The organism is Bacillus sp. FJAT-45037, assembly GCF_002797325.1.
GTDB lineage: Bacteria > Bacillota > Bacilli > Bacillales > Bacillaceae_D > Alkalihalophilus.
In genome coordinates, this window is record NZ_NISN01000004.1 from 61,055 (window position 1) to 83,528 (window position 22,474).

The following is a 22,474-nucleotide window of genomic DNA, read 5'->3' on the forward strand; positions in this document are numbered from 1 at the left end:
CAAAGTAACAGAGCGTTTTTAGAACAGCACCAGGGACGTGTTTTGACTAACGGAGCAGGTTAGTTGTGCGAAACGTTTCTACCCCAAACGGAGAATGGTCACATTACTTCATTAAAAGGTAGACAGTTTCATTATTGAAATTGAAGGGTTATATCGAAGAATCAAATGAAAGGGTAACGCCTTGAAGGGTTCTCTCTGAGTCGAGTAGCACTGGAATTAGTAAGAATGATAGTGTTATAAGCTCGGCAAAAAGGCGTGAGAATTTACCGTAACAGTGATTGTGGCTGACGAAAGGCTACCCGCGGGGGTGGTGTAAATCATGATGCTTGAGTTGATTGAATATGGTGAGGATGCTTAATATCCTATAAGAATGGGGTAAGCTGACGAACTTCTGAATGTACGGGTCTACACCTGCAATACATAGAAATGTGTATATCACCAAATTGTGAGGTTGGCAGTGGATGAGTAAAACTAACTAATATGAAAATCCATGATATGTTTCAGGCATATGAACGGCTGACAGGCTTACAGGAAGCATCTACGTTCTTTCTATAATAGATATAATTCAACGTTGTAAGCTGATAACGTGGAAGGCTTACTCCTAATGAAACGGTTGTAAGGAAAGCAATAATGAGATTAGTTATTGTATAACTTACTCTTATATCAGTGAAGGTGGTGGCACAGTACCGATGAAATGTCTAATCCACATGGAGGGATAGCCACTAGACTAATAAAGAATCATTCACCATGTAAGACAGTTCTTCATCGGTTAATAAGGTTCTTGTCAGACTAAAAGAGGTTCAACTCCCAAGGGAGTCACCGACTTGTTAAAACGAAAGAAACTGCGACACAATGAGTATTATGATATGCAACAGTGTTTTGATAATCTATATGCTCAAAGTGTCGATGGTCAAAATTTCTATGACTTAATGGAAATCATTAGTTCTAAAGAGAATATTCGTCTTGCCTATCGAAACATCAAAAGAAATACAGGTAGTAAAACGGCTGGCTCAAATAAATTAACGATTGACGATGTAAAAAGCTTATCAGTTGAAGAAGTAATTGAAAAAGTACTAACTATGCTTGATTCATATAAACCCGAAAAAGTAAGGCGTGTTTTCATACCTAAGGCGAATGGGAAAACTAGACCATTAGGTATACCTACAATCTGGGATAGGATTCTTCAACAGTGTATTCTCCAAGTGCTAGAACCAATATGTGAAGCTAGGTTCCATAAGCATAGCTATGGTTTCAGACCGAACAGAAGCACTCATCATGCAAAAGCTAGGTTTGAATTTCTTATTAATCAAACAGGGCTTCATCATTGTATTGATGTTGATATTAAAGGTTTCTTTGATAATGTGAATCATAGTAAACTACTAAAACAAATTTGGTCGCTTGGGATGAGAGATAAGTCTTTACTTTCTATCATTTCAAAACTTTTAAAAGCAGAAATTGAAGGGGAAGGTTTTCCAACCAAAGGAACGCCCCAAGGCGGTATCTTATCGCCACTTCTTTCGAACATCGTCTTAAATGAATTAGATTGGTGGGTTAGTGATCAGTGGGAAACTTTTGAAACAAGATTCGATTATAAGTATCCTGGAAAATACTATCCACTGAAAAAGACGAAATTGAAAGAATGTTATATTGTGAGGTACGCCGATGATTTCAAAGTTCTGTGTCGCACTCGTACACAAGCTATTAAAATGAATTATGCTATCAAGGACTTTCTAAAAACTCGATTACATCTTGAAACGAGTGAAGAAAAGTCAAAAGTCATAAACCTTAAAAAGAATTCGTCAGAATTCCTTGGATTCTCGATTCGAGCCATTCGAAAAGGTAAAACTCGAATGGGCTTGTTTACGTGTGGTGCTCTTTTTAAATGAAACATGCAGCGGATACTCAATGACATCTTCATCATAAAGCCACCTTAAAAACCCTTTGACCACGACGTTCTTGCGGGTGCGAGTAGAAGAGGGATACCCGACTTTCCCATCGTTCCGTTTCAATTGTTTGAGCCAATCTTGGTATTGTCTGATATGACGTTTTTCTACTCGTTTAAGGTAAGAAGGTAGTTCTTCATCCTCAGTCTGTTCATTAGAGATGAGGAAATGGATGAAGGTGTAGAATTGTAGAATATCACGAATATATTCTTTCTTGGTTTGTTCCGTTTTATTTTTGCTCTCATCATCGTAAGTGGATTTATGTAAGTAATAATAGATAAGCTCTTGGTCAGTGAACGAATCAAAGGAAGATAAGGTTAATTGCTCATTCTCAAACAACTTCATTTCAAGTTGATCATATTGACTACTATCTAAGAATGATCTGTATAGAGAGGCAAGGTCTGTTTGCTCATGTTGTGATAAAGTATGGGTGTTTACTATAGAAAGAGAATCATTTATGGAACGTACCATCATGTTATCACCTCATTATCTTTAATAAGTTTATAAGTGGTTTAAACATATCATAATAAGACAACCATTTTAAATAAAATCATGGGTATATTAATTATAGATAGAATAATACCTTATTTTTCTATGAATCAATTATCTTTAAATAAAGATAAAATAAATAAATTTAAACATTATAGAAGATAGAATTTAATTTGGTGGAATTGTATTATGAAGACATTTTTATCTTTGAATACTTATTCGTTATTTTCTTTTGTGTGAATACACCTTTAACTATCTTTGTTATTTGTAGTAAAATATATATAAGAATTGGGCATGAGTTCTTTATAAAGAAGGAGCGATGAAAAATGGATAAAAGTAGTAACAGTATTCTGACGTTCTCTGATGCAGAAATCCTTAAAAGATACGAATTATTTGTTAGCCAATTTCTCATGAGCGAGGAGAAGGTTAATCGAAAAGAAATATTGCCGCGATATTGGACGGTTACTGTTTTGGAAAAAGATTTCAACGTAACGATTGAGCTAAAAAATATTGGGGATTGGCATGGTGTCGCCCAATGGTGCGCAGTTGTCACAGAACCTACTGGGGATCAATCAAACTATCTACTGTTTAAGCGAGAGATTGAAGAATGGGCAGCGGAGCAAAGAACATTGAGGGGATTAGAATAATCCTACATTATTACATGAGTAACATTGGTCTAATTAAGGGGGAAAAGTGAGTTGAATGCAAAAGCAGCAGCAGACATACTAAGTGTTAGTTTAACCACGATATCTACCTATATAAAAGAGGGGATTCTTATCCCTGACAACATGGATTCATGGCATATAGAGGGTGAGTATATCATTCCAGATGAACAAGTGGATATGTTAAAAGAGAAGTTATATCCAGGAGGGCTTACAACCAAACAGACGTCTGACTATGTAGGGAATGGGTGTAAACCATATCAAATCTTAGCGGCCATCAATAAAGAGGAATTAACGGTTAAAGTCAGTAATGTATTAAGTAAGCCTGTTTACTATGTCCAAGAAGATGAAAAGCTTGAACAGTTTAAACAGAAGTTTCTATCGAAAAAGAAGAAAAGCGAGAAGCATTTTGATTCACAGCAACGAATCTTTCTTTACCAATCCTATCGAGATAATCAATCTGGTGAAGTGGTACGTGTGATGTCTATCGATAAAGAGGAAGGGTACGCACTGAATGCGATGGGAGAACGTATTCCTCTAGCTCAATTGCCTTTGCATTATGAGCCGTTGACCACCTATAACATCGGTAAGTTAAATAACCGGATAGGGGAAGTAACCTTTAGTTTTATTGTACCTAGTCATATTCGTGCTTTAACCTTTACCTTTATAGAAAAAATTGCTGAACAAAGCGGTGTAAGAAACTATTTTATAGAAGAAACTGATCAGAAGCTAATCGTGAAGTGCAAACCATTCCTTATTCGATTCGATGAGGGAAGTGTGGATCACGACTTATTGGAACATGCTAAACGCTCGTTGGTAAGTGGCAAGATACAGGAGAGAAAAGAAGACTTTTTCTTTGCGAGTACAGATCGTAAAGTAAACGTGGTATTGGAGGAAAAACTATTTTTGGAGGTTGAAAAAAGAGCAAAGAATGAAGGGATAGACGTCGATATATTTATAAATAAAACGATAAGAGATGCAGTGACAAGTACTTTCTATAATGGTGATATTGATGGGTAATCTCTTTGTTATAGGAAACGGTTTCGACCGCTCACATGGGTTACCTACTTCTTATCAAGATTTTAGAGACTTTTGTTTAAGTAAGAGTGAAAATATAACTGTCGATGAACTAATTGTGCCAGAAGAGAAATTATTACCTGATGGTGGTCTACATTATGATGAAGATGAGGTCCTATCAATGCTCTTTTACTTAATAAGTACGGCAGAAGGGAGTATTGATAAGTGGCAAGACGTAGAAAACTCATTAGGTAGATTGGACTTTGATGCGGTTTTTGATTGGGTGGAGGATATAAAAGATAAAGAAGGTGATGTTGATCATTGGAAAATGGCCGCCGTATATGGAGAGATTGCATCAGGTCTCGTTATTCCAACTGCTAGAATACAAGAGCTTTTCAATCAGTGGGTAAATTCTATAGATATTTCTTTGGCTGCTGAAAAAAATGATTTCAAACAAATTCTAAGTCAAAACGATAAGTTTTTAACCTTTAACTACACTGATACATTGGAAGAACTGTACGGTATAGCTGAAGAAAATGTTTGTCATATTCATGGTAGGCAGTATGACGAAATCCTTTTTGGGCATGGTGATTTCGAAGATCATTCCGAAGATCATATGGCTCGGTACATTGGTTCAGAAGATGGTTTAAGCCGAATCCACAACCAGTTGAGGAAGGATACTGACCAAGCCTTAAAGGTGAATATAAATTTCTTCAAAGAGCTAAAAGATATAAAAACGATCTATTCTTATGGGTTTTCATTTAGTAAGGTTGACCTAGTTTACTTGAGTGTCATATTTAATCAGGTTGATACTTCATATGTAACATGGTCGTTTAATGATTATGAAAATCAGTTTGTTTTGAGGCAGTGGGAAGGGGTCTTAAAGGAGTTAGGTTTTAAAGGAGACTTTACTACATTTACTATAAAGAATTAAAAAGAAGCCCTCTGTAGTTGTCCTGGCAACTACAGAGGGCTCTTTAGTGCTTACAGACATAAACCTGTATATACGATTATATATCCAATTATTAGTCAATTCAACGTATCAAGGTTCAAGCAGCAAGCAGAAGGTACACTTCATTAGAAGGAGTCCTTATATTTATATAGTTATTTTGCTTTAACTAGTTGCTTTCTCTTCTTTTGTTTTTGAATCGCTTTCTTTAATTCTACTGCAAGTTCTTTATTCATTGACGTCACCTCTAAGAATAAATTTTACTACCATTATGCCCACTTGTACTGTTTCTATACGCATACCCCCTCCTACCGAGTCATAGAATGTACCAAGTAGCCGATTAGACTTATGACCCAAACGTAAAGGAAGAAATGACCAAAAAAAGAAGAGGGGGGAGAGGCTTGAATACATTTAAATTAGATGTGGAAGACAAAAAAAGAAAAAAAGAAACGCAGTTCCAGATGACTTTATTAGATGAATCCGCGATTAAAGAATCACATGGAATCAAAGAGAGGACACGAAAGGTTAGGTGTGATAAGAAAACAGACATTAAAACCCCAGTTACTATGGAACAAAAACAAAAATTGATGATCTTAGCAAGACAAGAAAGCATCAAAACAGGTGAAAGAGTATCTGTCACCCAGATGGCCTCTAAGCTTGTCCAAAAAGGGTTAATTGAATATGAATCTTTTCCAGATTGCGAATATGATCCTGCTTGGAAATGCGTACATGTGAAGATTACTCAATTTTATACTGATCAACTATTCAATTATGAGCTGGAATGGGATGTGAGTAAACGTGTCGCTGCAGCTAGGATTCTTTGTTTTATGTTAGAGAAGAGGGACGTTCATGAAATATAGTGGAGCCGATCTGATTGGTGAAGAACGTTACTTGAAAAGTGGGGAAGCCTCTTGGAGATATAAACTGTTATTCAAGTGGTTTGCTTCCAAAGATACTACCCTACATCTACACTTACCTGAAACTTACCTGAAACGTTGTTGGTTAATGTGTGACGATATTAAAAGATATGCAGATGAAGAGATTGAACCAGACTTCATACTGAGTGTATTAGTTGAGAGCTTTTTAACAGAACTTGCAAAGCGAGGTTCACTCTTAGCTTACGAATATCTTATGGATCGCTATTCAAAAGTGTTGCAAGTTGCTCATTATCAGTTCAAGAAGGTAGATGAATTTGAGCTTTTTGAGAAGCCAAATGAACCCTTAGAAACATATACAGTTTCATTAGATCGAGACGCTGTTTATCGGTTAGAGTGGTTTTTAATGGAGTTAGACGAGGTTGTGCAAACGCATGGTTTAACAGTAGAGAAAGTATTAGAAATTCTGTTTTGCTATGTTATTGAACTCGTTAAAAAAGGCGGAGGAGAGCAATTTTTCAAGAAATTGATTTCGCATATTGATAATATTGAAGATTGATATTTAAACATATAAAGAAGATACTTCCAAGTAACAGTGAAAGCCATCCACTTCTTATTTCGTTAAAAGAGTGGTGGCTTTTTCATATAAATTCATATAAGGATTAACTAAGATGATCGTTGCTTTATTTGGTAATCCACAGTTGCTTTTAATAATTTACACATAGCTTGACCGGTAACCATTCCATTCTTGGAATGGTCTAAGTGAGCTAGCATAGCCCCTAAAAAGTAAAAATTAGCGTCATGCCTCTCATCTATTGAGAGGTTAGCATCAGCATACTGCATTACCTCTTGAAATATCTCCGCATACTTTTCCAACAAGTTCAATCTCCTTAGCCAGCAGGTGATTGGATACCGAAAAATGCTCTATGGCAGGATGATGAAAGAGTGTTCGTTATTATTGGATATGGACATGGGACCTTAGCGGTCGGTGGTAATATCTTCAGTGTAAATGTCTCCACTAAAGAAAAATTACAAATTACTCAATATGAAAGTGACATTCAAATTTTAGATTTTAAGATAGAAGATGGGATCTTATATTATAACGGCATTAAATATACAGGTTCTAAGAATGAGAAATCTGAGACATATACAAATAATATATCGCTTGATTCGATGTTAAGTTATTGAAATTTAATAAAGCCCTCCTGATTGTCCTGGCAATCGTGAGGGCTTTTTGGTTAAAACAGGGAATCGTCCTGTAAATCAAATTATAAAGGATGCGACTGTATTAATGAAGGGCTATGACTCTTGAAATTTTCATTCATTCCACAATAAAATATTGGATATAAGACATTCTAAATAGTACTGAATATATTAGTGATTAGAGGTGGATTTTCTATGTGCGGTAGATATACTTTGACAGCAAGTAAAGAGCAGATTGAAGAACAGCTCGGTGTGCAATTAGATGATTACCAACCAAGGTACAATATAGCTCCCAGTCAGCCTGTGTTAAGTTTAATTTCAGATGGAGAAAATAGGAGAGCTGGATACTTAAAATGGGGTCTTGTTCCTGTATGGGCGAAAGATCCAAAGATAGGACATAAGATGATTAATGCTCGTGGTGAAACAGTGGATGAAAAACCTGCTTTTAACCGATTACTTAAACGCCGCCGTTGTTTAATTGTAGCCGATGGCTTTTATGAGTGGAAAAGAACCGAAGAAAAAAAGAAGCCATATCGAATCACTGTAAATGATGATATTTTTACCTTTGCAGGCTTATGGGATAGGTGGGAGTCTGATGATAAGGAAATTGTTTCTTGTACCATACTTACAACAGAGCCTAATGAGTTTATGAAAGAAATTCATGATAGGATGCCAGTGATTTTGGGAGGAGAAGATAGGAATATGTGGTTAGATCCATCTATTGAGGATAAAGATATCTTAACCCAACTTATAAAAGCATACCCTGCTAAAGATATGGATGCATACGAAGTATCACCTTTGGTTAATAATCCTAAAAACGAGACGGAAGAATGCATAAGTTCCTTAGCAGAGTAATCATCTGTTGTAGATCTAATTCTAAATTGCTATTAATATCTATCAAAAAAAGAGTGCCCATTCGGTACCGCCCCCCGAAAGTTAGAGTAGATAATCTAACTTTCGGGGGTGTTTTTATGGCCAAATATACTGAAGGATTTAAAATGAAACTTGTTAGCGAATATTTAAATGGAAATCTTGGGTATAAATTATTAGCGAAAAAATACAATATGCCCTCTCAAACACCACTACAAGATTGGGTAAGAGCCTATAAAACGAAAGGAGTTGAAGGATTAAAGCGAAGAAAAATGAAGGAAGCGTACTCTGTTCAATTTAAAATGGATACGATACAATTTATGCTAAAGACAGGTGCTTCTTTTCAGGAAACTGCTGAACAATTTAAATTGAATAATCCATCATTGATTCATCGTTGGAGGAAAACATTTAATGAACAAGGAATAGAAGGCCTGAAACTAAGATCAAAGGGGCGACCTTCTATGTCTAAAAACATCAATAAATCAAAGGGTAAAGAAGAGAAGAAGTTAACACGTGAAGAAGAACTAGAACGCGAGAATGAATTATTACGACTAGAAAATGCCTACCTAAAAAAGTTGAAAGCTTTTCGAGAGAATCCGAATGCCTTCCGCGAAAAGCACAAGCAAAGGTGGCATTCGAACTCAAAGAAGAGGGATTCCGATTAAAAGATATTCTCGTTGTCGTGGGTATTCCAGAAGCAACCTACCACTATCATGTTAAAAACTTCGGGAAAGAAGATCCGGACAGAGAACTAAAAGAACTCATTATTGATCTTTTTAAGAAGTTTCATGAACGCTATGGTTATAAACGCATCACGAAGGAATTAAAGAAATCAGGCCGTTGTGTTAATCATAAAAAAGTGTATCGACTTATGAGGGACCTAGGATTAAAATGTGTAAAATTTATGCAGAAGTCCCGTAGATACAATTCCTATAAGGGGAAAATTGGAAAGATAGCCAAGAACCGATTATCCCGCCGTTTTAACACACCTATCCCGTATCAAAAACTAGTAACCGACATCACAGAATTCAAATGTCTGGGAGAAGAAAAATTGTATTTAAATCCGATCCTCGACCTTTACAATGGAGAAATTATCGCTTTTGGTATCAAGAAACGACCAACACTAGATCTTGTCATGGAACCTTTAAAAGAAACAATAGAGGTAATAGAAACTCAGGCAACCTATCGTACAACTATCCACTCTGATCAAGGCTGGCATTATCAGCACAACCAATGGGTGAGGACCTTAAAAGAAAATAAAGTATTCCAAAGCATGTCACGTAAAGCGACCTGTGCAGACAATGCTTCGATGGAGAATTTCTTTGGTATTTTGAAACAAGAAATGTATTATGGGGAAGAATTAGTGAGCTATGAAGAATTAAAATGGCAGATTGAAGAATATATCTACTGGTACAATCATCAACGATCAAAAGAAAAATTGGCTGGATTAAGTCCAGTCGAATACCGAACAAAAACCAGCCAATTAGCTGCATAATAAAAACTCTAACTTTTAGGGGTAACCACCTTCTTAAATGATTGGACACTCTTTTTTTGTTAAATTCTATATGGGAAAACTAATCTCAGCGTACAACTTGTTTAATTTTCTTAGCTTTTTTAACCGCTTTTTTAAGCTCGGCAGCTAACTCTTTCGATACACCTTTCATATGAGTCACCTCGTCCATAGAATAGTAGTAACAGTATGGCCAACTTATTGAGGGTGTATACGTATACTCCTTTCTTCCCTCTCATAGAATGTACCAACTATCCGAAAAACCAACTTACCCAAACTTATAACCAAATTTCAGCCAAAAAAGAAGAGGGGGAGAAGGGACATGAGCTCTTTTAAACTAGACGTCGAATCTAATAAGAATCAAAGTAAGCAACGATTTCAGTTAGACCTTCTGCAAACTTCAAATATTGAAAGAACTGATCTACTGGAACAAAACAAGAAAAAGGATCGTAAAGTAAGAAGTGATAAAAAGGTAGACATAAAGACCCCTATTACTATGGAGCAAAAACAAAAACTGATGATCTTAGCAAGGCAGGAAAGTGTAAAAGAAGGGGTGCGAGTATCCATTACACAAATGGCTACAAGGCTTGTCCAAGAGGGATTATTTAAATATGAGTCGTTTCCTGACTGTGAGTATGATCCAAATTGTAAGAGTGTTCATGTGAAATTAACTCAATTCTTTTCCGATCAATTATTTAACTTTGAGTTGGAATGGGATGTAGCCAAACGAGTAGCTGCAGCGCGAGTACTGACTTATATGTTAGAAGTGAGAAATATAGATGAAGTATAGTAAAGCGGACTTAATCGGAGAGAAGCAATACTTGAATAGTGGAGAAGCCTCTTGGAAATACAAGCTCCTTTTTAAATGGTTTCCTTCTAAAAAAATCAACCTTGTGTTACACCTTCCCGAAAGCTATTTAGAACGTGCATGGTTATTGTGCCAAGATATTGAACGCATTACTGAAGAAGAAGGACTCACACCGAAGATTTTATTGAACGTCCTAGTGAGAAGCTTCTTGCTTGAGCTTGCTAAGAAAGGCTCGACGCCAGCATATGAATACCTCCTCGAACGGTATTCAAAGGTACTGCAAGTCGCGCACTATCAATCAGATCGTGTAGATGAATTCGAATTGTTCGATAAGCCGAATGAACCGTTGGCTACATATCAAGTCACGTTAGACTACGATACAGTGTACAGATTAGAGTTGTTCTTAAAGGAGCTGCAACTTTTAGTGGAGCATACGATGACGGTGGAGAAGGTATTAGAGATTCTTTTTTGCTACATGATTGAGTTAGTTCAAAAGGGGAATGCCGCAAAATTTTGTAAAGCGTTAATTGATTATGTGAATGATATAAATGAATAACAACTATTATATGTGATTAAATGGATGTAGAGAATCGAGTAGATTATTAATTTCAGTCTATTCCATGCACTATAACTGTCAGTATATACCAATTTCTTTACACTTATTATCGGTTAAAAAGATCAGGCAGCTGGTCTTCAGCTTTTTCTTCATTAGCTTTTACAATATCTTCTGGAAAGTCATTAATTATTTCATTGCTCTCTTCAAATAAAGTAAGCACATTTTGATTAAGTAAATATAATAATTCACTTACCCCTCTAACTTCTCTCTTAATGGCAAGCTATGCTTTCGAACTTGTCCGAGAAGTGGCTCTAAAATATGACATAACTGGATTTTTCTTAGTGCAATACTCAAATTTCAAGGAAAAGAAGAAAAATACAAAATTTTAATGAAAAATAAAGTATAATTTCCTAGTATTTATAATTTATACTAGGGGGATTTACTTATGCATGTAAAATTGCAAAATGAAGCGGGAGTAGTAAAGGAAGTGAAAATTGGGTTTAGTTGGACTACCTTTTTCTTTGGCTTCTTTCCGGCATTATTTAGAGGAGATTTAATGTGGGCAGTAATTATGTTTGTTGCTGCACTTGCAATAGGTGCACTCACTTTAGGTTTTGGTGGATGGATTCCAGGGGTGGTTTTCTCATTTGTTTATAATAAAATTTATATTAAAGAGTTGCTAAAAAAAGGGTATGCTCCTACTGACGAATCAGTTCAAACAGAGCTTGTTAATAGAGGTATTATCGTAAAAGTTCCAGCAGCATCATAATTAAAAATCCTAGTCCTATTATTCATAAGGACTAGGATTTTGTTTAAACATGTACTAAAAAAAGAAGTGAAAACTGTTTTTTTGCTTGCTTATGTTGAAATTGCTTTTTCAAAACAAAACAGAAGTTATTAGACATCTACGAACTCATAATTACACTAATATTTCTATCAAGAACTTTCGGTCATAAATTTTACTAATTCCTCTTCCTTTAAAGGTTCATTATCTTGTTTTATGCATTCATTTATTTTATTATTAGACAAGCTTACTATTCTAGTTGAGAGGCTATTAATAATTTGGAATATATGAGAAGTGAAGAGAACAGTACCACCATTTTGAGCAAAATCTTTAATTATATTAATTATTTCTTTAGCTATCTCCATATCTACACCAGTTAGTGGCTCATCGAGAATTAGTAGTTTGGGATTGTGTATGAGCGCACCTGCTAAAGCGAGTTTTTGCTTAGTTCCTAATGAATAGGTATGAATATACTGATTCTCTAATTCCTTTAAATGAAGAATGTTTAAATAGTACCGGATGTTATGCTCTCTAGTTTCTTTATCTAGTTTCCACATATCAGCAATGAACTCTAGATACTCTTTACCAGTGAGAAGATGGTATAAGTTTGGGACATCAGTAACAAAACCAATACTATATTTAGCATCAATTACTTCTGTGTTCACACTATTACCATTAATTTTTATATCCCCAGCATCTACCTTTTCAATTCCTGTTATTAATTTGATTAATGTTGTTTTTCCTACTCCATTTTTACCAATTAAACCTACTATTTCTCCATTATGGATGCGAAGGTTTGCATCTACTAATATATTTTTGTAATTGTAACTTTTAAAAACATTTAATACTTCTAGCATCTACTTCTCCTTCAATAAAATATCGGATTTATTCTTAATAACTTTCCAAAGAGCTAAAGAGAATATGGTTGTAAAAACAACAATAGTTAAGAGAAGTATTAAGATCATTTCAGCTTCTTCAAGGTTAAGATTTAAATTTTTTATTATGATAAATACCAAGAACAAGCTATAAATTAACAATGTCAAAAAGAAGTACTCTATTAATCTAAAGAGTTTTGCATTCAAGCTGTTACCAATTTCATCAATAAAACTCCATTCAAAACGAGGGAAAATTATTGTAGACCCTACATTAATAAAAGAAAAAACAACATTAACAAATATAACACTTATTAGAATTGTTAATACATATATGATAGGTATTTTAGCTATCATAGATAATATAAGTACAGCAATTATTGATATGGTGTTAATAAATGAATAATGTAAGGTGATTTTAGCTTTTGCAAGTTCTGTAAGCTGCATTGGTACGCTTTTCAGCCAATAGATATTTTTCCCCTCCGCATCAAAACTAGTAATTTGTTTTGGGAAACTAGAGATAGTAGAGGAGAGTAAAGTAGCAAAAACAAATACTATGATACTTTTAAGTGAATTTGAAAAGTAAAATATTTTTAATAAAATAGAAATTATTATTTGATTCGTTCCATAAACTATTAGTATGGAAGTTGTGGTCCCTCCGACTATTAGGAGTAGATAATAGAATGTTTTAAATTTTTCAAGTAAAATTTTGTTGCGAAATAGATAAATTACATCTTTTCGAAAGAAGGCGTAAAAACTTATATTATAAAACGGTTTTAATAGTTTTAAAAGTATGTTGATAAGTGGAAATTCTTCAACATGTTGTTTCTTGTCAGTAAACGGTAGTATATTCCTTTTTTCGAAAATAAGTAATAATGTTTTCCTAATGTAAAACAGCAATAATGCAGCTATATATAAACGAAGGTAATTTAAAATATCTATACTACCTTTTCCCGAATTGATAAGTTCATCATGTAACCACTTGTAGGGAGTATCCAATGCTAAAGAATAAGTTCCTAATTCATCCACGATCCGAGTAATGAAGGATGAAGCTTCAAAATCTATAAAAATATGGTTAATAAATAATAAGAGTACCAATGGTAGAAAAAAATATAAAAAAGACTTTTGAATAAACTTCAACCAATTATCTATACCGAGTAATTTTATTGATAGAGCTGTAATCACATAAGTCAAAATTAAGGCAATAATATCTTTCAAAATAAAAATAAGTCCAATAGTAATTGATAGAAACAGGCCCCAGTTTAGAAGTAACATGGCAGAAAAATTGGCTAATACAATTGAAGCAACAATAACGGCAAGAAGTGTTAACCAAATGCAAAAAAATGGTAAAATATTTCTTTCTAATAATTTTGAACTATATATTTTTCTCCAGTACATCGGCAAAACATAAAATAATTCACCATTTATTGTACTATATCTTATCGATTCAATAGTTTTCTTAATATCCCTAAACACAAAGTAAAAAAGCAGGAAAAAGAGTAACATCAGTGAAAAGTTAGTTGGAACTTCTACTGCGTTAAAATAGGAGAAAGTTAACAAAAATAAGGTACCAATAAAAAAACTCAAGATAATTGGGATACTTATTAAATTTAAAGTCCTGTTCATAATTAAGCTTTTAATAAGACTAGGTAGTTCTTTGTGGTAGTTTCTCCAAAAGCATATAAAATTACTTTTTAATATTGCAAGTTGTTGTTTCATATAAAAACATCATTTCCTAATAGATTTAAAGATACGGAGTAATAAATCCTTCCACTATTGCAGATATCAATAGGAAGAATAGAAATAGAAAAAATAATAGACCGATCTGCTTCATACTACTTTTCATACATACTCTCTTATTAAGAATTACTTTGTCAATTATTAACACGCCGGGTTTAAAGGCAAATGCACCTAAAAAACCAATTGCTAAAAATTCGAATACTCCATGTGCTAGTGTGTATTTAAAGATAAAGCTAATGGGGAATTCTTGAATTAATATACTAACTGTAACACCTAGTAAATAACCTTGAAGGATGATGTACCAAAATGATAATAATCCAAGATTGAAAACTCCTAATAAAACTGGCAATAAAACGATAAAGTTATGAATGAGTATTTCATTCCAGGGAGTTGCATTTTGACTGATATTAATTTCATCTACTATTAAAAGGTCTGGACTAATTTTGAATCCAACTTTCCATAACTCGACTAGTATTGTACCAAAGAAGGTCAGGAAGAAAACTCCAAATGACAGAATTAACGGAAATGAGTTTTTTTTAAGAAAACTTTTTGTAATTATTAACGGTTTATTCTCCAAGAGTCAAAAATTCCTTTCTAAATAATTTATCCTCTTTTGAAGTGTTGGATGAGATGCTTTCCACTCTCTATGCTTAACTTTATAATCTTCTTCGGTTTTACTTAACCTTTCTAACTTTACCAATGTGTGTATGTAAAGTTCTTTGTTACCAGTTTTTTGTACTGCATATTCGTCTGCTTTATGCTCTAAAGTTTTAGATATTTTTTTAGGAAGCCATTCTGTTATTAGAATAAGCATAATAACTGCGATTGGGAAAACCATTAAATAATGCCACCATCCAAAGGAGAGCATTATTTGTCTCAAATAAAAGAGCGAGACACTTACAAGCGCAGAAACCCCTAACGATAATAAAAGAATGTATTGACCGTGCTTCAGTCGGATATGTCCAATTTCATGATAAATTATAGAATATATTTCCTCCTCGCTAAACTCTTCTAATAACCCTTCTGTCACAAAGATATTTAATGCTTTATTACTTTTAATATTCAAACTGTACACCCATGCATTAATATCTTCTATCGAGTTTTTCTTAACATATACATTTACTTTGAGTGAAGTTTCTTCCTCAATTTGCTTAATATATTTGTTTAGTTCATGTTGAGGACTTAATTTTCTATAATTTCCAGTATAGGTGTGCAGTAAGAACGATACGAAAAATACTAAAATTGTCACGGAAATAAACCAAATACCAAAGAATAGAAGGTTATTAACGATTTTAGCTTGTAAAGTAAGTGGTAATAAAAAATATAAGGAAAAATATAAAACTAAAAGGGTTAAAAGTATAATGAACTTATGTACTTCTCTATTGGCTATTCCTTCATTTTGTATGTTAGGTTCAAAATAGTAGTCTTTTTCCTTCTTATACTTAATGATAGCCTCACTATAAAAGGACCCAGTTTTAATTGTTAGGATACTAGAGATCAACATTGGTAAAAGAATAGAAATAATAATACTTATAACATATGAAGTTGTAAAGATTAATAGGTAATTCATAAGAAACAAATAGTTAAAAACAAGTGGTACAATAATTGATAAGAAATAGGGTGCAAATATCAAGAAGATACTTTCAAGCCCACGTCCACTATTTAATAAATATTTATATAGCAGAAATAGAGATGGTGGGAAAAGTACGGAAAGTAATAATGTTATAAAAATAATTAAATTAGAATATTCAGGTGTGTATTGAACTGTTCCTAGTTTGTTCGTGTTAATAAAATATTTGTTGATAAAAAAAGACTTGCTAGGTTCGAAATTTGCACCTTCCTCTGAAGTTAATTTTATACCTCTCCTAGTAATAACTTCATACCTCTCATTCGTTAACAAATCCTGCTCTAAACGTTGTGTTTTACTCTTTTCAATTGAGTAATAGGAGTAATCATTTTTTAAAAGTTGAAATTGAAATGTAGGTTCAATTAACTGATTGTTAACCGTCGTATCTTTATGAACAGATAAAAAGTAATCTCCTTGGATACTTGAATAACCAGCTAAAATCTTGCCGTGTGGTTCCGAAGAGATATTGTCACTAATCAAGATAAATGGAGAAAGGATAGGAGATCGTACACTAGTTTCAACCACCATAACAAATATAGTAATGACAGTAGCAACTATGTAACATACCGCAAATTTCTTTAACATAATGTAACTCCTCTATGATTAATCTAGTAATGTTGTAGCAAGTAAGTATGGAAAAACTTTTATAAGGATAGTAATTGTAAATGTTGACAGTACGATTAGAAAAGAAAGGAGTTTCTTTTTAACTATTACATTTACACCGATATATACAATTAATAGCTGCCATAATACAAAAACATCTAAATTCTGAAGAACTATCTTAATAATATTAGGTATATCATTACTGAAAAGTAATGTTAACCCTTGCGGCTCGAATATTCTTCCATTCATAACAATAAGTGTAAGGTAGCTTAAAGTCCTTATTATAATAGGGATCCAACTAAACCCAATTATACTAAAAACAAACTTTAAACTTACAACTTTAAATGAAAAAATGATAGTAAAGAAAAAAGTTATCACTGAAAAAATCATCCATTCTGTTATTAAAAAGCTACATATAATAATAGAATATAGTAATAATAAGATTAGGCTAGTAGTTTTTGTTTGTTCCAATTCGAAAAAGTCTAAAATTATATGTAACGAATATCGATGTAAGACGAATGCGGTTAAAATACCAGTAAGAGTGATTAATAAGAATGGTAATAGAATCTTAGGTTTTTCCTCTAATTCTTGCATTTGTTTTGTTGGGTTTAATAATATATTTAAAGTAAAATTCTTTCGTGCTAGTTCAGTATTCATCTTCTCCTCCTAATAATTTGAAGGGCTTGTGCGATTATAAAAAGTGTAAGTCTCTAAATAATAGAGAGCTTACACTTTTTTTATTACCACGTCACGGCAGCTTTACGCCCCTTCTTTTTGATGTACCATTTTAAACTAAGTTGTGCGGCAGAGATAATTGCAAAGCCCCAACCAAAAGTGAAGACACCTATTACAGCAGTGACAGCAGTATAAACGTCCGAGCCGTTCATTACTAGATTAACAATCTTACTAGCTTGAGTTTGAGATTGATTCCAAGTCTTCTTGGAATGTTTATTAATTTGTTGTGCTAGTTTTAACCCAACCTCTTTATACTCAACAGATGTGTTTACATTGCTTGAAGTAGCTTGAGTTTTTGTTGGTGAAAAGTTTAAAGAACCAATTAGAAGCATTATTCCTAATGACACAGTTACTACTAATAGCACAGCTTTACTTAAATGTTTCAAATTCTCACCTCCTTTAATAATAGTAGGTGGGTTTTTACCCCCCCTCTAATGGCATATTATAACATTAAAGAGGAATAATTCTACTTTTTTGTCGAAAATTTTAAAATTTTATAATATAGTATTAATATAGTTTAGAAGGTTTATAGGTTATAGGGGGAAATGGTATGGAGGTAAATATAAAGCAAATAGGTAAGTTGGTAATTATTACATTAATAGTATTTATCTTTATCGGAATAAATTACATCATGTTAAATAAGGAAAAAGAACCAGAACAAAAGATAGTAAATAAGTCCAGCTTAGTTGAAAAAAAGATTGTAGACGAAGTATTACTGGCGGGAAAAATGACAATTCTAAATGAATCATTTGTACACTATGAACCTGCAAAAGGAGATATTAAGGAAATTCATGTTAATGAAGGGGATCATGTAAAGAAAGGAGATTTAATATTAAGCTATAAAGATGCAAGCCTGACGATGGAATACAATCAATTGACCTCAACGATACAGACGGATTACTTGTACATTAATAGAGTAGAAAAGCAAATAAAAAATTTAAGTGATAAGAAAAAGAAGTTAGAAGAAGAGATAGGAAAAAAGGATGCAGAAGTACTGATAAATGAAGAAAGAGAAGAGTTGGAATATGAGTTGAGAATGGCAAATATTTCTTTAAGTCAAAATCTAGAACAGAAAAAATTCATAGAAGTAAGAATGAAACAATTGGATATTTTTTCACCAGTTGATGGAGAGGTATACTCGATAAATATGGATTGGGAAGCCAATTCAGATAACTATATTCTACATATTGTGAATCATGATAGTTTAGTAGTAAGTTCTTTCGTTTCAGAGTATGATATTTTAAAGCTGAAAACTGGTCAAGATGTAACCCTGAAAACAGATGTTTTGCCTGATGAAAATTGGCCAGGCATTATAAACAAAATAGGAGATTTTCCGGTAGAATCCCACATAGTAGAAGCAGCTAGTTCGGATAATAGTTATTACAAAGTGGAGATAAAGCCCTCAGAAAATATAATGGAAATTAAACCTGGGTTTAATATGATAGTCGAAATTGCGTTAGATCCAATGATAGTTATGGTTCTCCCTATAAGTGCAGTGAATATAGAGGGGGAAACCTCTTATGTTTATGTAGAAAAGAATGGGATAGCAAACAAAAAAATTGTAAACACGGGGATAAAATTAGGGGACTATATTGAGATTGTTGATGGCCTTGATGTAGCAGAAGATGTGCTAATATCAGATGATTTATATGATGGGATGGAAGTGATAATGATTGATTAAACTATCAAATATAATCAAAAGTTTTGGTGACGAAAAAGGGGACACTAGTTCTATTGTCTTGAAAAATATTAATATGGAAATTTCTCGTAATACATATTCTGCTATTATGGTTCCTTCAGGATCTGGAAAAACCACTTTATTAAATATATTAGGATGTCTGGATGCACCTACAGAGGGGAGCTACGAATTTAATGGGATTGATATTACTAGCCTTTCTGAAAAAGAGCTTGCCACTCTTAGAAATATATCTATTGGTTTTGTCTTTCAACACTTCCATTTATTAATGAGATTAACCGCAATTGAAAATGTTGAATTACCATTAATATATTCAGGAATTTCTTTACAAGAAAGAAAAAAAAAAGCAGAAGAAGCATTATTTCGAGTGGGTTTGGAAAGTAGAACGAAATACTTGCCTCATGAATTATCGGGCGGTCAAAATCAAAGGGTAGCTATTGCTAGGTCTGTCATAAATAGGCCGAATCTAATTTTGGCAGATGAACCGACAGGAGCACTTGACACAAAATCTAGTGAAACTATTATGGACCTTTTTTCTGAATTACATCATGAAGGAGTTGCGATAGTGCTTATAACCCACGATAAGAACATTGCAATGAAGTCAAATTTAATATTCCATCTGTTAGATGGTGGAATTAATGAAGTGGAAAGGGTTAATAACAATGTTTTTACTTGAAAACATAAAAATCGGTCTTGCTTCTCTCTTAGCTCATAAAATGAGATCGTTTTTAACGATAGTGGGGATAATAATAGGTGTCGCTTCCGTTATAATAATAGTTGCTATTGGCAAAGGGGGAGAACAGTTACTTAAATCTACTATGATAGGAAAAGACAACATCATCGAAATTATATATGAGCCCACTGAAGAAGAGTACAATGCAAACCCAAATGGGTATCACTTAGATGTGTTTACTCAGGATGACGTAAGTGCATTAAGACAGGTAGAAAATGTAGCATATGTTATTGGAATGTCGACGGTTTATCACAAAGCCAGAATAAAAGACCAGGAATTTGATTTAAATACATATGCCATAGACGAAGAGTTCTTTAATATGCACAAGTTTGATATTTTAGAAGGAAATTCGTTTTCCAGTTCGGATTTTAATAGTGGAAGTCGCATAGGGTTAATAAGTAATAACTTACAAGAAGAGTTATTTGAGAATCAAAATGCAATTGGGAATTATATTTGGATTAATGGTGAGCCGATCGTAATCAGTGGAGTTATAGAGAAAGAAGACGAATTGTTTTCTTTTAAAGAAAATGAACTATACATTCCATTTAATACATATAAAAAAATAATGCATAATGACCATTATAGCGACGTTACCATTAAGGTCAATGAACTAGATAATATACAACTAGTAGGAGAGGAAGCGAGCAATCTACTAAATAATAAAAATAATAGAGATGGTACCTATTCTGTTATCAATTACGAGGAACTTTCACAGGGTATTACTCAAATCACCAATATAATGACAATTATTATTGCAAGTATAGCAGGAATTTCACTGCTAGTTGGAGGGGTTGGCATCATGAATATGATGTTAGTATCCGTTACAGAAAGAACTCGTGAGATAGGAATTAGAAAAGCATTAGGTGCTACAAGAACACAGATTTTACAACAATTTCTTATAGAATCTATTACACTTTCGCTAATTGGTGGGATATTCGGTGTTTCATTAGGATCTATGATATCGATGCTAATATCCAAAATAGCCAACTGGCCTTCATTAATTACCATGACACCAATTATTGTTTCACTGTTATTCTGTATATTTATTGGTGTGTTATTCGGTGTCCTGCCAGCTAATAAAGCTGCAAAACTTAAGCCAATACAGGCTTTAAATTATGAATGAGCTAGTAAAGGGGGAAAAATAATGAGTTTTGTGAAGAAAACGTTAAAATATTTTTCAGTAAATAGGAAGAAAAAACAGTTGGACCTTTTAACAGTAGATAATATAAAGAAACAAATGGATAAAGAGCAATTTGACATACTTGTTATAAAAGAATTTACTAATATTTTCGAAAAGAGGATAGATAAATATGGACAAAAACACTTTAAATCATGGTTAATACAACTAAATTATAAAATAATTGAAGAATTTGAGGATGTAGAATTTACCATCGAGTTCTATAAGAAACACAATTTATGGGTGGAAAAAGAGATAGCAAAATTAGAAAATGAAATAAATTTACCATGGGGAGTTCAATCTGAAGATATGAATTATTTAGATGATGAAATTAGAAAAGTACATTTAGTTGTAAGACATAGGCTTACTGAAATAGTACAGTCATTATTGGATATGTAGTAGCTTACATAGAAGAAAGGAAAAACAATTGAGTAGCATCATTAGGTGATAAAATATTTTCTTGATTTTGATTGCTATACTCTCTACGGGAGAGCAATTACAAGATATGGAGAATCAAGGATTGTTGAGGCAACTTTTTGGGGGATGAAATTAAGGTTAAGTTTAAAAAGAAATATCCAAAAGGTAAACAGATGAGTGATATGTTAAAGAAAACGATCGAAGAGTATCACAACGGAGTAATATCAACAGCAGATGTTATTCGATTTATGTTTGAGATGAGAAATAACTTAGACGAAGAGACAATGCGACGAATGGATTTAGGACTTACTGAAGAGGAATTGATAAGGGCAGCATTGACCATGAGTTATTAAATCACACTAAAAGGTAATAGGACTATTTTTAGAAGTTGAAGAAAGAGCAAATTGTGAAGAATTAGACGTCGAAACTATCATAAATAAAATGGATAATGATTTCTATAAGTAATTAATTTTGATTAAAAAATAATAATTGAGTCAATTTCATAATGCTTTTTACTCGATTAAAAACGAACGATAGTTATGAAATCAAAGTTATCAGAGGGTAACGTTCGTTTATTGTGTAATTTTTACGATCATAAAAATTTTAATATTCGTTTTACGTTGGTTTTGACCTTTATGAAATTGATTCAATTAATATTAAATTAAAGAGTTTTATCATGTCTAAAAGCCCTAGTCGTTGTCCTCGCTACGACTAGGGCTTTTAAGTGCACATGGATGTATACCCACACATACAATTATACTGCTTACGATATGTCAATACAATAAGCGTAATTGTTATCATAGTGACTTTTTGTTTTTTATTGAAATAAAACGAATTAAGAAATAAGGTATCTACTACTTTTTTCAAATATACACCTACTTTCCTTAAACTTCATGATGGGAGTCTTAAGCGACCACCTTAAGCTCAGGCTTTCGGGTAGTTGCACATTAATAAGGCTTGAATATAATTGTTATTTTCGTTTGTTTATTTGGTAATCCACAGCTGCTTTTAACGATTTACATAGTTTATCTCCTTCAACTTTGTCATTTAAGGAATGCTCTAAATGAGATAATATAGCTCCTGAAAAGTAAAAATTAGCATCATGCCTTTCTTTCAATGATAGAGTTTCATCAGCATACTTCATGACCTCTTGAAGTATCTCTGCGCATTTACTCATTGAATTCCATCTCCTTCTATAACTAATTCTG

At 33.2% G+C, this 22,474-nt stretch carries 26 protein-coding genes and 1 pseudogene; 18 read left to right on the forward strand and 9 right to left on the reverse strand.

What is annotated here, in order from left to right:
* Positions 1–866: 866 nt before the first annotated feature.
* Positions 867–1,841, forward strand: a pseudogene (gene ltrA, locus CDZ88_RS16875) (group II intron reverse transcriptase/maturase); the annotation flags it as partial.
* Here ltrA and CDZ88_RS17515 read toward each other — a convergent pair.
* Entirely contained in the window at positions 1,800–2,417 is a 618-nt protein-coding gene (locus tag CDZ88_RS17515; protein ID WP_157796594.1) for a site-specific integrase, read from the reverse strand. The pseudogene ltrA and the gene CDZ88_RS17515 overlap by 42 nt on opposite strands.
* 341 nt (positions 2,418–2,758) lie before the next feature.
* Here CDZ88_RS17515 and CDZ88_RS16880 point away from each other — a divergent pair, with 341 nt between their 5' ends.
* From CDZ88_RS16880 to CDZ88_RS16900, 5 genes are all read left to right on the forward strand, one after another.
* Entirely contained in the window at positions 2,759–3,079 is a 321-nt protein-coding gene (locus CDZ88_RS16880) for a hypothetical protein (protein ID WP_100374794.1), read from the forward strand.
* Positions 3,080–3,130: 51 nt separating this feature from the next.
* Positions 3,131–4,114 carry a MerR family transcriptional regulator gene (locus CDZ88_RS16885; protein WP_100374795.1) on the forward strand — a complete coding sequence of 328 codons (984 nt, stop codon included), beginning with the start codon at positions 3,131–3,133 and terminating at the stop codon, positions 4,112–4,114.
* Complete coding sequence (locus CDZ88_RS16890; protein WP_100374796.1) at positions 4,107–5,045, forward strand: bacteriophage abortive infection AbiH family protein; 939 nt, start codon at positions 4,107–4,109, stop codon at positions 5,043–5,045. The genes CDZ88_RS16885 and CDZ88_RS16890 overlap by 8 nt, the downstream gene beginning before the upstream one ends.
* Positions 5,046–5,461: 416 nt before the next feature.
* Positions 5,462–5,920 (forward strand): hypothetical protein, encoded by a 459-nt coding sequence (locus tag CDZ88_RS16895; RefSeq protein ID WP_100374797.1) that lies wholly within the window; start codon positions 5,462–5,464, stop codon positions 5,918–5,920.
* Positions 5,910–6,494 (forward strand): hypothetical protein, encoded by a 585-nt coding sequence (locus tag CDZ88_RS16900; RefSeq protein WP_100374798.1) that lies wholly within the window; start codon positions 5,910–5,912, stop codon positions 6,492–6,494. The genes CDZ88_RS16895 and CDZ88_RS16900 overlap by 11 nt, the downstream gene beginning before the upstream one ends.
* Positions 6,495–6,601: 107 nt before the next feature.
* On the opposite strand, the gene CDZ88_RS16905 is transcribed toward CDZ88_RS16900, so the two are convergent.
* A complete protein-coding gene (locus CDZ88_RS16905; protein ID WP_100374799.1) occupies positions 6,602–6,811 on the reverse strand; it encodes a hypothetical protein in 210 nt (69 codons plus the stop codon).
* 33 nt (positions 6,812–6,844) lie between these two features.
* On the opposite strand from CDZ88_RS16905, the gene CDZ88_RS16910 reads away from it, so the two are divergent.
* From CDZ88_RS16910 to CDZ88_RS16940, 7 genes are all read left to right on the forward strand, one after another.
* Positions 6,845–7,123, forward strand: coding sequence for a DUF4652 domain-containing protein (locus CDZ88_RS16910; protein ID WP_100374800.1), 279 nt, complete (start codon positions 6,845–6,847; stop codon positions 7,121–7,123).
* Positions 7,124–7,333: 210 nt separating this feature from the next.
* Positions 7,334–7,993, forward strand: a complete 660-nt coding sequence (locus CDZ88_RS16915) for an SOS response-associated peptidase (protein WP_100374801.1) — start codon at positions 7,334–7,336, stop codon at positions 7,991–7,993.
* Positions 7,994–8,109: 116 nt separating this feature from the next.
* Positions 8,110–8,673: a helix-turn-helix domain-containing protein gene (locus CDZ88_RS16920; protein ID WP_100374802.1), complete on the forward strand. Its 564-nt coding sequence runs from the start codon at positions 8,110–8,112 to the stop codon at positions 8,671–8,673.
* A complete protein-coding gene (locus CDZ88_RS16925; RefSeq protein WP_100374803.1) occupies positions 8,637–9,503 on the forward strand; it encodes an IS3 family transposase in 867 nt (288 codons plus the stop codon). The genes CDZ88_RS16920 and CDZ88_RS16925 overlap by 37 nt, the downstream gene beginning before the upstream one ends.
* 337 nt (positions 9,504–9,840) lie before the next feature.
* Positions 9,841–10,308 (forward strand): hypothetical protein, encoded by a 468-nt coding sequence (locus tag CDZ88_RS16930; protein ID WP_100374804.1) that lies wholly within the window; start codon positions 9,841–9,843, stop codon positions 10,306–10,308.
* Positions 10,298–10,882 carry a hypothetical protein gene (locus CDZ88_RS16935; RefSeq protein WP_100374805.1) on the forward strand — a complete coding sequence of 195 codons (585 nt, stop codon included), beginning with the start codon at positions 10,298–10,300 and terminating at the stop codon, positions 10,880–10,882. Before CDZ88_RS16930 ends, CDZ88_RS16935 begins: the two co-directional genes overlap by 11 nt.
* Before the next feature lie 445 nt (positions 10,883–11,327).
* Positions 11,328–11,651, forward strand: a complete 324-nt coding sequence (locus CDZ88_RS16940; RefSeq protein WP_100374806.1) for a hypothetical protein — start codon at positions 11,328–11,330, stop codon at positions 11,649–11,651.
* A 167-nt stretch (positions 11,652–11,818) separates the two neighbouring features.
* On the opposite strand, the gene CDZ88_RS16945 is transcribed toward CDZ88_RS16940, so the two are convergent.
* The 6 genes from CDZ88_RS16945 to CDZ88_RS16970 form a co-directional block, all read right to left on the reverse strand.
* A complete protein-coding gene (locus CDZ88_RS16945; protein ID WP_100374807.1) occupies positions 11,819–12,523 on the reverse strand; it encodes an ABC transporter ATP-binding protein in 705 nt (234 codons plus the stop codon).
* A complete protein-coding gene (locus CDZ88_RS16950) occupies positions 12,524–14,257 on the reverse strand; it encodes a hypothetical protein (RefSeq protein WP_100374808.1) in 1,734 nt (577 codons plus the stop codon).
* 25 nt (positions 14,258–14,282) lie between these two features.
* Positions 14,283–14,855: a stage II sporulation protein M gene (locus CDZ88_RS16955; protein ID WP_100374809.1), complete on the reverse strand. Its 573-nt coding sequence runs from the start codon at positions 14,853–14,855 to the stop codon at positions 14,283–14,285.
* A gap of 3 nt (positions 14,856–14,858) precedes the next feature.
* The gene (locus CDZ88_RS16960; protein WP_100374810.1) at positions 14,859–16,490 is read right to left on the reverse strand and encodes a M48 family metallopeptidase; all 1,632 of its coding nucleotides are present in this window, start codon (positions 16,488–16,490) and stop codon (positions 14,859–14,861) included.
* Between the two features lie 18 nt (positions 16,491–16,508).
* On the reverse strand, positions 16,509–17,165 hold the full coding sequence (locus tag CDZ88_RS16965; RefSeq protein ID WP_100374811.1) for a YIP1 family protein: 657 nt from the start codon (positions 17,163–17,165) through the stop codon (positions 16,509–16,511).
* 83 nt (positions 17,166–17,248) lie between these two features.
* Positions 17,249–17,629: an uberolysin/carnocyclin family circular bacteriocin gene (locus CDZ88_RS16970; RefSeq protein ID WP_100374812.1), complete on the reverse strand. Its 381-nt coding sequence runs from the start codon at positions 17,627–17,629 to the stop codon at positions 17,249–17,251.
* A gap of 164 nt (positions 17,630–17,793) precedes the next feature.
* On the opposite strand from CDZ88_RS16970, the gene CDZ88_RS16975 reads away from it, so the two are divergent.
* The 5 genes from CDZ88_RS16975 (at position 17,794) to CDZ88_RS16995 (ending at position 21,619) form a co-directional block, all read left to right on the forward strand.
* Entirely contained in the window at positions 17,794–18,924 is a 1,131-nt protein-coding gene (locus tag CDZ88_RS16975) for an efflux RND transporter periplasmic adaptor subunit (protein ID WP_100374813.1), read from the forward strand.
* Positions 18,917–19,615, forward strand: a complete 699-nt coding sequence (locus CDZ88_RS16980) for an ABC transporter ATP-binding protein (protein ID WP_100374814.1) — start codon at positions 18,917–18,919, stop codon at positions 19,613–19,615. The genes CDZ88_RS16975 and CDZ88_RS16980 overlap by 8 nt, the downstream gene beginning before the upstream one ends.
* Positions 19,578–20,795 (forward strand): ABC transporter permease, encoded by a 1,218-nt coding sequence (locus tag CDZ88_RS16985; protein WP_232718772.1) that lies wholly within the window; start codon positions 19,578–19,580, stop codon positions 20,793–20,795. The genes CDZ88_RS16980 and CDZ88_RS16985 overlap by 38 nt, the downstream gene beginning before the upstream one ends.
* 21 nt (positions 20,796–20,816) lie before the next feature.
* Positions 20,817–21,248, forward strand: a complete 432-nt coding sequence (locus CDZ88_RS16990) for a hypothetical protein (protein ID WP_100374815.1) — start codon at positions 20,817–20,819, stop codon at positions 21,246–21,248.
* Between the two features lie 137 nt (positions 21,249–21,385).
* The gene (locus CDZ88_RS16995) at positions 21,386–21,619 is read left to right on the forward strand and encodes a type I restriction enzyme endonuclease domain-containing protein (RefSeq protein ID WP_232718774.1); all 234 of its coding nucleotides are present in this window, start codon (positions 21,386–21,388) and stop codon (positions 21,617–21,619) included.
* A gap of 617 nt (positions 21,620–22,236) precedes the next feature.
* Here the strand turns inward: CDZ88_RS16995 and CDZ88_RS17000 are convergent.
* Entirely contained in the window at positions 22,237–22,443 is a 207-nt protein-coding gene (locus CDZ88_RS17000) for a hypothetical protein (protein WP_100374816.1), read from the reverse strand.
* Between the last annotated feature and the right edge of the window lie 31 nt (positions 22,444–22,474).